Annotated in this window: 12 protein-coding genes; 5 read left to right on the top strand and 7 right to left on the bottom strand. The window is 60.1% G+C overall.

The features are described 5' to 3' along the window. On the top strand, positions 1 to 255 hold a 255-nt coding region (locus ACRAUW_RS14675; protein WP_431362871.1), incomplete at its 5' end, for a LysR substrate-binding domain-containing protein. Between the two features lie 148 nt (positions 256 to 403). On the opposite strand, the gene ACRAUW_RS14670 is transcribed toward ACRAUW_RS14675, so the two are convergent. Both ACRAUW_RS14670 and ACRAUW_RS14665 read right to left on the bottom strand, forming a co-directional pair. Continuing rightward, positions 404 to 955, bottom strand: coding sequence for a GNAT family N-acetyltransferase (locus ACRAUW_RS14670; protein ID WP_431362870.1), 552 nt, complete (start codon positions 953 to 955; stop codon positions 404 to 406). 128 nt (positions 956 to 1,083) lie between these two features. Next, positions 1,084 to 1,905 carry an HDOD domain-containing protein gene (locus ACRAUW_RS14665; protein ID WP_431362869.1) on the bottom strand — a complete coding sequence of 274 codons (822 nt, stop codon included), beginning with the start codon at positions 1,903 to 1,905 and terminating at the stop codon, positions 1,084 to 1,086. A gap of 168 nt (positions 1,906 to 2,073) precedes the next feature. On the opposite strand from ACRAUW_RS14665, the gene ACRAUW_RS14660 reads away from it, so the two are divergent. Next, a complete protein-coding gene (locus ACRAUW_RS14660) occupies positions 2,074 to 2,340 on the top strand; it encodes a hypothetical protein (protein WP_317114478.1) in 267 nt (88 codons plus the stop codon). Between the two features lie 73 nt (positions 2,341 to 2,413). Here the strand turns inward: ACRAUW_RS14660 and aphA are convergent, their stop codons facing one another. Both aphA and ACRAUW_RS14650 read right to left on the bottom strand, forming a co-directional pair. Beyond that, positions 2,414 to 3,133 carry an acid phosphatase AphA gene (gene aphA, locus ACRAUW_RS14655; protein WP_288728863.1) on the bottom strand — a complete coding sequence of 240 codons (720 nt, stop codon included), beginning with the start codon at positions 3,131 to 3,133 and terminating at the stop codon, positions 2,414 to 2,416. A gap of 106 nt (positions 3,134 to 3,239) precedes the next feature. After that, the gene (locus tag ACRAUW_RS14650; RefSeq protein ID WP_431362868.1) at positions 3,240 to 3,914 is read right to left on the bottom strand and encodes an ATP-binding protein; all 675 of its coding nucleotides are present in this window, start codon (positions 3,912 to 3,914) and stop codon (positions 3,240 to 3,242) included. Between the two features lie 179 nt (positions 3,915 to 4,093). Between ACRAUW_RS14650 and ACRAUW_RS14645 the strand changes: the two genes are divergently transcribed. The 3 genes from ACRAUW_RS14645 (at position 4,094) to ACRAUW_RS14635 (ending at position 6,638) form a co-directional block, all read left to right on the top strand. Further along, positions 4,094 to 5,413, top strand: a complete 1,320-nt coding sequence (locus tag ACRAUW_RS14645; protein ID WP_431362867.1) for an MFS transporter — start codon at positions 4,094 to 4,096, stop codon at positions 5,411 to 5,413. A 139-nt stretch (positions 5,414 to 5,552) separates the two neighbouring features. Further along, positions 5,553 to 6,275 (top strand): MarC family NAAT transporter, encoded by a 723-nt coding sequence (locus ACRAUW_RS14640; protein WP_431362866.1) that lies wholly within the window; start codon positions 5,553 to 5,555, stop codon positions 6,273 to 6,275. Positions 6,276 to 6,434: 159 nt separating this feature from the next. Beyond that, positions 6,435 to 6,638, top strand: a complete 204-nt coding sequence (locus tag ACRAUW_RS14635; RefSeq protein ID WP_431362865.1) for a hypothetical protein — start codon at positions 6,435 to 6,437, stop codon at positions 6,636 to 6,638. A gap of 132 nt (positions 6,639 to 6,770) precedes the next feature. Here the strand turns inward: ACRAUW_RS14635 and tldD are convergent, their stop codons facing one another. The 3 genes from tldD to ACRAUW_RS14620 all read right to left on the bottom strand — a co-directional run. Next, a complete protein-coding gene (gene tldD, locus ACRAUW_RS14630; protein ID WP_431362864.1) occupies positions 6,771 to 8,219 on the bottom strand; it encodes a metalloprotease TldD in 1,449 nt (482 codons plus the stop codon). 133 nt (positions 8,220 to 8,352) lie between these two features. Continuing rightward, positions 8,353 to 9,186: a carbon-nitrogen hydrolase family protein gene (locus ACRAUW_RS14625; protein WP_431362863.1), complete on the bottom strand. Its 834-nt coding sequence runs from the start codon at positions 9,184 to 9,186 to the stop codon at positions 8,353 to 8,355. A 29-nt stretch (positions 9,187 to 9,215) separates the two neighbouring features. Then, positions 9,216 to 9,427, bottom strand: a 212-nt coding sequence (locus ACRAUW_RS14620; RefSeq protein ID WP_431362862.1) for a hypothetical protein, incomplete at its 5' end; no start/stop codon positions are given.

Genomic DNA, 9,427 nt, shown 5'->3' with positions numbered 1-9,427 from the left:
CATTACGATGCCGCCATTATTGGCGCCTGCAGCGGCCTTGGCGTGGCAATGCGGCGTTACCAACTGGCGCGGGCACTGGTGGCGAGCGGCCAATTGGTCTTTCCATTTGACCACAGCCATCACCAGGGGTTGGGTTACTATGTGGTGACCCGCAAAGATGTGGCCGAGCATCCCAGAGTACGAGCGTTTGTTGACTGGTTGCTGTTTGAGGTGGCGCACCACGAGAACTCGCTCATTGGCGGTGATACCAGGTGAGATCATTTTTGACTGTGTATGGTCTACCCCGCAGTTTCCTTGTTCTGTTAATGAAGGAGGGATAAATGCCTGGAAATCAGGCATAGACCCTATCTGGGACACATTTGGCCAATCGCTAGCCCAGATGCCAGCTCCAGCCTCTTGCTTGTCACTCCGCCTGACCAGACACCTCACCATGCGCTTGCCAGCACTCTGACCTTGATCCCTGCTCCAGCAGCAGACACTCATCGGCATCTTCGCTCAACTTGACCAAGCGGCTGCGAACCAGACCCAGCTTGGCCAACAGGCCGATGGATCGCTCGTTGCCCGGCGTAACGATGGCAATCACCTGCCCGATCCCCAACCGGCTTTTGCCATCGGCAAGAGCGGCCTGCGCCGCTTCAATGGCGTAGCCCTGGCCGCGATATTGCGGCAGGAAGGCATACCCGATATCGACCTGCTCCAAGGTATCGCGCTTGATCAGACCGCAGATACCGAGGCTGGCGCCATCCTCCTTGCGCTCCACCAGATAGAGGCCGTGACCATAGCGGGCATAGCTGACCGCCGGCCCCTGCTGGATATACTCCTGCGCCTGTTCGAGGGTACGAATGCCCCGATCACCGATGTAACGATAAAAGTCGCCGTCATTGAGCAGTTCAAGAATGAAGGGGGCGTCGGTGGCGATCATTTCACGCAGGATCAGGCGGGAGGAGGTAATCATGGCTGCGGCTCTCAAACGGCAAGTGAAGGACAAAGAGTGCCCCGTCACCTCCGGGCTGGCAAGCCTGTGGCACCACCCGCCATGAAAAAGGGGCCGCGTTGGCCCCTGATGATATGAGATAAACGGGCTCAGGCGGCCAGCAACCCGGCATAGCCATTACCCTGTTCACGCAATGCGCGGAACTCGGCAGCGCAATCGGCCCAACTCAACCCCAAGGTCTCTGCCACCTTGTGAGGCCACTCGGGCGGCGCCTCTTCCCCCACATCAGACTGAGCCGCCAGCACGATGGCCAGATGAATGAGCCCTGCCTCGTTCGAAAATGCCTTGGCCTGCATGGGGTTGTAGTGATGCTCCACTGCATTGCTAATGGTCTCGGGGAACTTCCAGTAACGCGCCATGGCGGCCCCGACCTGGGCATAGTTAAAACCGACTACCAGCTCTTCTGCCTTGGCCCGCCCTTTATGCCGTTCCAAATCGTGAATATGGTTTACGGTATTTTCTGGCAACCCCACATGCATCACCAGGCGACCCAGATCGTAAAGCAGGGCACAGGTAAAAACCTCTTCCCCACTCATCCCCTTCTTCTTCGCCAGGCGACGGGCCAGTTCGGCCACATTGAATACACAACCCCAGAAGTGCTTGAGATCGATCCCTGGTACCGCCTTGACTGATTCGGTGAGACCGCAGGCCAGTACCATGTTGCGCACCATCGCCAACCCCAGCCGCACCGCCGCCTCGTTGACGGTACCGATCTGACGACTGCTGCCAAATTTGGCCGAATTGGCCAGCCGTAGCAGCTTGGCAGAGATGACGGGGTCCTTGCTGATCAGTTTGCTCACCTTGAGCAAGTCTGGCTCCTTTTCGTTAAAGGTCTGAATCAAGTCGCGCATCACTTCCGGGATCTGTGGCAGCAGCTTGGGCTCGGCCAGCAGGGAATCTATCGTGGGCATAGGCGTGTCCATCCATGTTATGTGTGTTCCTAACTGTCTGCTTTGGCAAACTCCCGTTAATTATGAGCAAATAAATGGCACCGCACCGGATTGTTTGGGTTGCTGATAAACAGCGCAGCCTCCGCTTCGGGTTATACTGCTCGCCTCACTCACTGATGCGATGATTCGATGGACGACACTCAGGAATTTTTTGACGAAGACGCGCTGCTGGAGATGGTGGAGAACCAGCTCAACGACGGTCACCCGCCCCATGTGAAGGCGACCCTGATGCGGCTGGTAATGAAGGGCACCCCGCGGGAAGAGGCGCTGCAATATATCGCCTGCGCCCTCGGTGCCGAGCTGATGGCGATGGAGGCCGATCAGGGCCCCTTCAATCTGACCCGTTACGGCGAGTTCCTCGACAGCCTGCCCGAGATGCCGTGGGCAGACGACTGACCCGAGCTGGATAACGGATGCAAAAAGGGCGGGTGCCGATGGCCCCGCCCTTGTTGCATGGATCCGCTCCGGATCAGAACTGGGAGTTGATGATCACCTCTTCCCCCAGCGCCCCTGCCAACGGCAGTGGCCGATAGCTGGAGTTGGCGGCCCGCAGCAGACGAATGCCGCGAATGCCGACCTCCTGCGCCGCCTTGATATCCCCATCGGCGTCGCCGTAGAAGAGCTTCATCTGCTTATCCTTGAGCCACTGCACCTTGGTGTTCTGGCCCGGCTGATCACCGGCGAAGATCACCGGATTGAGCTGCTCGGCCGGAATATTCATGGTCTGCTGCAGAGTCTGGCTCACGGTTTCGGTCTTGGTGGCCGAGCGGCCGGTGACGAAATAGATGTGGTCACCGCGCTTGAGATGCATGGCGATGAGCGCCTTGCCCACCTCTTTCGGCATGCTGAACGCATCCCAGCCGTTATTCATCTTCTCCCAGAAGGCGGGGTTCTTCAGATAGCTCTCGTCGTTGGGCGAGAACTCCTGTTTGCCGCGATAAAAACCCGGGCTGGAGAAGAGCAGGGTATCGTCGATATCAAACCCGACTGCCATCGGGGGCAGGCCATCCAGACTCTTGGCAATCTGCTCCACTGACACCCAGTGGATCGGCGCCTGCTGGGCCAGAGTGACGGTGGTGACACCGGCAGGGATAGGCTGAACGGTAGCGGCTTGACCCGCCACGGCAGGCAGAGAGAGGGCGGCAGCCAGCAAGGAGGCAAGCAGCGCCGGACGAGAGATGTGTTTCATAAGGCAGGTTGTCATCTTCAATCAAAAGAGGGGGCCAATAGTGCCCCCATCCCGCCCTTCAAATCTGTGAAAGCTCCTGCAAAAGGGAGCATTTGACGCCCGATAATTAATCTTTGATTGGCAGCAGATCAGTAAAGACAAAGCCGTCGCGCAGCACTGTCTCACCGACCCGAATGCCAAGCGGGCGTGAGAACATGGGGCCATCATAGGCCAGGGTGTGAAACTCGCCGTTCTCGCCGCACGGATCGACCCCCTCCGGCAGCGCCGCCAGCAGTGCCTCGTCAAAGTCGTGGCCACCCAGGCTGGCATCCAGCTTGTTCGGGTTGAGGGCACTGATCCGCGCCTTCAACCCAGCGGCCACCATCTGCGGCGCCAGTTCACGAGTATTGCTGCCCCACAGCGGAAACAGTGGTTCGATGCCGGTGCCTGCCAGCTGCGTTTCACGGTAGGCGCGCACATCCTCAAGGAACAAGTCGCCAAAGGCCATATGGCGGATCCCCTGTGCCACCACATCGGCGATAAAGCCGGTCATGATGCGGGCGTAATCCTCGTTGCTGCAGGGCCAGGGCAGATCGATGGTGATGAGGGGCAGCCCGACACAGGCGGCCTGCTCGGTCAACAGCTGCTTGCGCACCCCGTGCATCGCCACCCGTTCGAACTCCTGATTAAGGGTGGTGAACAGCCCTACCACCTCAATGGCTGGATCTTGCCGCAACTGATGCAGTGCCCATGCGCAATCCTTGCCGCTGCTCCAGGAGAGCAGTACCCGTTTCTTTTCCATGATTCCTCCGTCAGCGGGGCAGAACGGTTTTCCCAAAAAATTGCCCCAAAAAGATGCAAGACAGTGTTGCGAATTGCGCGATTTACACACCAGAGGCAGGCAGCATACTCTCGATCACCTGCAAATGCCCCTTGTCCGGGGTGACAATAACTAAAAAAACCGATGGGAAACATACGGATATGACTACCACCACGCAACAGCAAGATCACGCCCGCCTCCTCAATCGACAGGATTACAAAACTTTGAGTCTGGCTGCCCTCGGCGGTGCGCTGGAGTTTTACGACTTCATCATCTTCGTCTTTTTCGCCGTGGTCATCGGCGAGCTCTTCTTCCCGGCCGACATTCCCGAATGGCTGCGCCAGTTCCAGACCTTCGGCATCTTCGCCGCCGGTTATCTGGCCCGCCCGCTTGGCGGCATCATCATGGCCCACTTTGGCGATCTCATCGGTCGCAAGCGGATGTTCACCCTCAGCATCATCATGATGGCGCTGCCGACCCTGTTGATCGGTCTGCTGCCCACCTATGCGGTGCTCGGCATCGGCGCCCCCATCGCCCTGCTGGGACTGCGGATCCTGCAAGGCGCTGCCATCGGTGGTGAAGTGCCGGGCGCCTGGGTATTTGTCGCCGAGCACGTTCCCGCCCGTCGGGTCGGGGTCGCCTGCGGCACGCTCACGGCTGGATTGACGGCAGGCATCCTGCTCGGCTCCCTCATTGCCACCGCGGTCAACAAGAGCCTGACCCCGGCCGAAGTGAGCGAGTGGGGCTGGCGTGTGCCCTTCCTGCTAGGCGGTATCTTCGGCATCGTCGCCATGTACCTGCGTCGCTGGTTGCACGAAACCCCGGTCTTCGCCGAGATGAAAGCCAACAAGACCCTGGCTGGCGAACTGCCCCTCAAGGCAGTGCTGCGCAACCACAAGAGCAGCGTGGTGGTCTCCATGCTGCTCACCTGGCTGCTCTCCGCCGGTATCGTGGTGGTGATCCTGATGACCCCCACCTACCTGCAAAAGGTCTATGGCATCAGCCCGGCCGACGCACTGACCGCCAACTCGCTGGCGATCGTGGCCCTGACCCTCGGCTGCATCGTCTATGGTCGACTGATCGACACCCTCGGCAGTGGCCTCACCTTTATGCTGGGTTCCCTGCTGCTGGCTGGCGCCAGCTACGCCTTCTATCACGGTCTGGCGGCCGGTACGAGCCAGCTGGTGCCGCTCTACATGCTGGCAGGCTTTGCGGTCGGGATTGTCGGTGCCGTGCCTTACGTGATGGTCAACGCCTTCCCGCCGGTGGTGCGCTTCTCCGGTCTGTCGTTCTCCTACAACGTGGCCTACGCCATCTTCGGTGGCCTCACCCCGATGGCGGTGACCCTCTGGATGAAGAGCGACATGCTGGCCCCCTCCCACTATGTGGTGAGCCTGTCGGTGCTGGGTTTCGCCATCGGCCTCTGGCTCTGGTTCCAGCAACGAGCCATCCGCCAACAGCAAGCGCCGCAAACGGCCTGACCCCAACAACACGCCCCGGAATCTGCCGGGGCTTTTTTGTACTGCTTATGTTCAGTTTCGCCAGCATAAGATATGCCTCCCTCTGGGGCCTGCCACCCGCATCGCCCCATGACGTCCAAATCTTTATCCGAGGCTCAAGATGTTCTTTCAGGTCGTATTACTCACCTTGCTGGCGCTGCTGCCCATGGTCAACCCGCCCACCACGGCCACCCTGCTGCTGGGACTGAGCAAGGGGATGTCGCGCGAACACGTGAGACGTCAGGTCAATCTGGCCGCCATCTATCTGTTCTGCACCCTCTGCATCACCTTCTTTATCGGATCCTCGATCCTGGATCTGTTCGGGATCTCCATTCCGGGCTTGCGCCTGGCCGGTGGCCTCATCATCGGCTTTATCGGCTTTCGCATGCTGTTCCCCGCCCCCAGCCAGCAGAGCGGGGTCGATATCAACCAGAGCATCGCCTTCGTACCACTCACCATGCCCAGCATGTGCGGGCCGGGCACCATGGCGCTGGTAATAAGCGGGGCAGCCCAGATTGCCGAGCTGCCTGACGAGTACAACCGCCTCACCATCTACGCCGGTGTGGTAACGGCGTTTGCCCTGATGAGCCTGATCAGCTGGGGAGTATTGAAGCTGGCGGATCCGGTCTGCAAGATCCTGGGCGCCACCGGCATCGACGCCATGACCCGCATCATGGGCTTCCTGCTGGTCTGCATGGGTATGCAGTTTTGCATCAACGGCATCAAGGAAGTGGCACAGGATCCGGTCTTCCACGGCGGCCAGGCCGTGCAAACCACCCCGGCGCTACCGCAGGCTTCCGGCACGTTTGATCAGTTGCCGCAGAAGCCCGCCAGCGCTGATTGAAAACGGTGTCAAAAAGTCCCTTACTATCTGCACAGATCTTGTTCCTGATCATGTTATTGATACATGAATGAGTTAGTTTGTTTTTCATGCAGACTATATTCAGATGGACGCTGATAGGTTTGTTGATGAATACCCACTCAACTTCAGGAGAGTATGCAGATGGACAAGATGCTGACCGAAATAGGGAGCCATAGCCTGTTTCACGAGTACCTGAACGTAGTTGGGATTGCGAGCCCATCCCTCGCCAAGATCGAACAACACTGGGAATATAAAGAGCAAGAGCAGTTGGTTGCCAAAATCCAGATAGATAAAGAGGGTAACGCTCGCTATTTCATCGACGCCCGCGCCATATCCGTCAACTGATACCGAATAACCCGCCAGCCCCGGTCCAACGACCGGGGCTTTTTGTTGCCTGTGGTTCCCTGAATAGCAAAACCCCGGCAAGAGTCGGGGTTTGAATACGTCGGGTTACGCCGCTGCGCGGCTAACCCAAACCTACGAAGTGCCACCCACGGTGAGCTGATCCAGTTTGAGGGTGGGTTGGCCGACACCGACCGGTACGCTCTGCCCCTCCTTGCCGCAGATGCCAACCCCGCGATCCAGCGCAAGATCGCTGCCCACCATGGAGACCTGGCTCATCGCCTCGGGGCCGTTGCCGATCAGGGTCGCGCCCTTGATGGGGGCGGTGATCTTGCCATCTTCGATGAGGTAGGCCTCGGAGGCGGAGAAGACAAACTTGCCGGAGGTGATATCCACCTGACCGCCGCCGAAGTTGGGGGCATAAATGCCCTTCTTCACCGAGGCGATGATCTCGGCCGGATCATACTGGCCCGCCAGCATGTAGGTGTTGGTCATGCGCGGCATCGGCATGGCAGCGTAGGATTCGCGGCGACCGTTGCCGGTGAGCGGTACCCCCATCAGACGGGCATTCTGCTTGTCCTGCAGATAACCCTTGAGAATGCCGTTCTCGATCAGCACGTTGTAGCCACCCGGCGTCCCCTCGTCATCGATGGAGACTGAGCCACGTCGACCCGGCAGAGTGCCATCATCGACGATAGTGCAGTGCTTTGAAGCCACCTGCTCGCCAATGCGGCCGGCAAATGCGGAAGATCCCTTGCGGTTGAAATCCCCCTCCAGACCGTGACCCACCGCCTCGTGCAGCAGCACGCCGGGCCAGCCGGAGCCCAACACCACTGGCATGGTACCGGCTGGCGCGTCGATGGCTTCCAGATTGACCAGCGCCTGACGCACCGCTTCACGCACATAGCCAAAGGCGCGGCTCTCCAGCCCGTCCAGTTCGAGGAACCAGTCGTAACCAAAGCGGCCGCCGCCACCGGCACTGCCACGCTCGCGGCGATCACCCTTCTCGGCGATCACGGTCACCGACAGCCGCACCAGCGGACGCACATCCGCGGCCAGGGTGCCGTCGGTCGCAGCCACCAACACCTCTTCGTAGACGCCGCTGATGGAGGCCATCACCTGATTGATAGCGGTGTCCAGACTTCTGGCGAACTTGTCCATCTGCTCCAGCAGGGCAATCTTCTGGTGCTTGTCGAGGGTCTGCAGCGGATCCATGGCCGGATAGAGCAGGTTCGCTTCGGTGCGCGCCCACGCCTTCACCTTGCCCTGCGCACCTGCGGCGGCGATGCCGCGAGCGGCGGTCACCGACTGTTGCAGGGCCAGCAGGCTCAGCTCGTCCGAGTAGGCGAAGCCGGTCTTCTCGCCGCTGACGGCGCGCACTCCGACCCCCTGATCGATGTTATAGCTGCCATCCTTGACGATGCCATCTTCCAGCATCCAGGACTCGTGCCAGCTGCGCTGGAAATAGAGATCGCCGAACTCCACCTGATGGCTCATCAGGCTGCCGAGCAGCTGCTGCAGGCGCCCTTCGTCGAGTTCGTTCGGGGCCAACAGGGAGGCACTAACCTGGCTCAATAGACTCAATCTTCTTCTCCACTCTCGTAACGAGCTGTTTTAAATCGTCTTGCCGACGGGTTGGCAACAAGCCACACCATCACAACAAACGGGCATGCTCCAGCACGGGCAAACGGCTGCGTTTCAATTTTTCACCACACCATCAGAGCAAACGGGCGTGTTGCAGCACTGGCATGGTGCGTTTCAATTCGTCGATAAGCCCGGGCTCCATCTTCGCCAGCACGGTGCCGCCCCCGGACTCTTTGCTCGCCAGCACCCGACCCCAAGGATCGATCACCATGCTGTGGCCCCAGGTCTGGCGCCCCGTCTCGTGAGTGCCGCCCTGATTGGCAGCCACCACGTAGCACTGGTTTTCGATGGCGCGGGCCCGCAGCAGCGGCTCCCAGTGCGCCTCGCCGGTCACGGCGGTAAAAGCGGCAGGCACCAGCAGCACGCGGGCACCGGCACGGGCCAACTGACGGTAGAGCTCGGGAAAGCGCAGATCATAACAGATCGAGAGGCCGAGGGGACCAAAGGGAGAGTCCACCAACACAGGCGCCTCCCCCGGGCTGAAGGTCTCCGACTCCCGATAGCGACCGTGATTGTCCGCCACATCCACATCGAACAGGTGGATCTTGTGGTAGTGGCCCCTGAGCTCACCGCTGGGGTCAAACACCAGCGAGCTGGTGTGAATATGGCCGGAACCGGCGATGGTGGTCGGCATGGCTCCGGCCACCAGCCAGATGCCGTAATTGCGGGCCCATTCAGCCAGTTGCTGCTGGATGGGCGCTGTTCCACTCGGATCGGCGCTGGGGTCGGAGCCGATTGCCTCGGCACCATCCAGATAGCCCTGTCGTTCGCCAAACAGGGCAAAGTTCTCCGGCAGCAGCGCCAGCAGCGGCCGCTCTTTGGGCAAGGCCGCCAGTTCGGCGGCGATCTGCTTCCGGTTATCCTGCCAGTGACGGCCAGATACCAGCTGTATTGCGGCTAACCACATGTCGCTCTCCTTGAGTTTGGGGGACACCATCAACGCGAGGGCGGCCCGCTCGGTTTTGGGGTCAACAAGAAGGGGCTGACCTCGCTGGCTGGCAGAACGGGAGCAACCTCGTTCACAGCTTCCTTCTGCTGCTGGTTAAGCTTGATGCGCGCGCGATCCCGGCCCGCCTCGACCAGCTTGGGTGCATCGAGCGGGCCCGAGATGCGAAAATCGATGCGGGTCACCACATCCACCACCGGCT

Source organism: Aeromonas sp. (genome assembly GCF_050633025.1).
Taxonomy (GTDB): Bacteria; Pseudomonadota; Gammaproteobacteria; order Enterobacterales; family Aeromonadaceae; genus Aeromonas.
This window is presented reverse-complemented; position numbering and strand designations above follow the sequence as displayed.

Excerpts from the sequence above, each read along its gene's own strand:
- ACRAUW_RS14650 (WP_431362868.1), bottom strand. The coding sequence starts at position 3,914 with ATGGAAAAGAAACGGGTACTGCTCTCCTGGAGCAGCGGCAAGGATTGC.
- aphA (WP_288728863.1), bottom strand. The coding sequence starts at position 3,133 with ATGAAACACATCTCTCGTCCGGCGCTGCTTGCCTCCTTGCTGGCTGCC.
- ACRAUW_RS14670 (WP_431362870.1), bottom strand. The coding sequence starts at position 955 with ATGATTACCTCCTCCCGCCTGATCCTGCGTGAAATGATCGCCACCGAC.
- ACRAUW_RS14640 (WP_431362866.1), top strand. The coding sequence starts at position 5,553 with ATGTTCTTTCAGGTCGTATTACTCACCTTGCTGGCGCTGCTGCCCATG.
- ACRAUW_RS14625 (WP_431362863.1), bottom strand. The coding sequence starts at position 9,186 with ATGTGGTTAGCCGCAATACAGCTGGTATCTGGCCGTCACTGGCAGGAT.
- ACRAUW_RS14645 (WP_431362867.1), top strand. The coding sequence starts at position 4,094 with ATGACTACCACCACGCAACAGCAAGATCACGCCCGCCTCCTCAATCGA.
- ACRAUW_RS14635 (WP_431362865.1), top strand. The coding sequence starts at position 6,435 with ATGGACAAGATGCTGACCGAAATAGGGAGCCATAGCCTGTTTCACGAG.
- ACRAUW_RS14665 (WP_431362869.1), bottom strand. The coding sequence starts at position 1,905 with ATGCCCACGATAGATTCCCTGCTGGCCGAGCCCAAGCTGCTGCCACAG.
- ACRAUW_RS14660 (WP_317114478.1), top strand. The coding sequence starts at position 2,074 with ATGGACGACACTCAGGAATTTTTTGACGAAGACGCGCTGCTGGAGATG.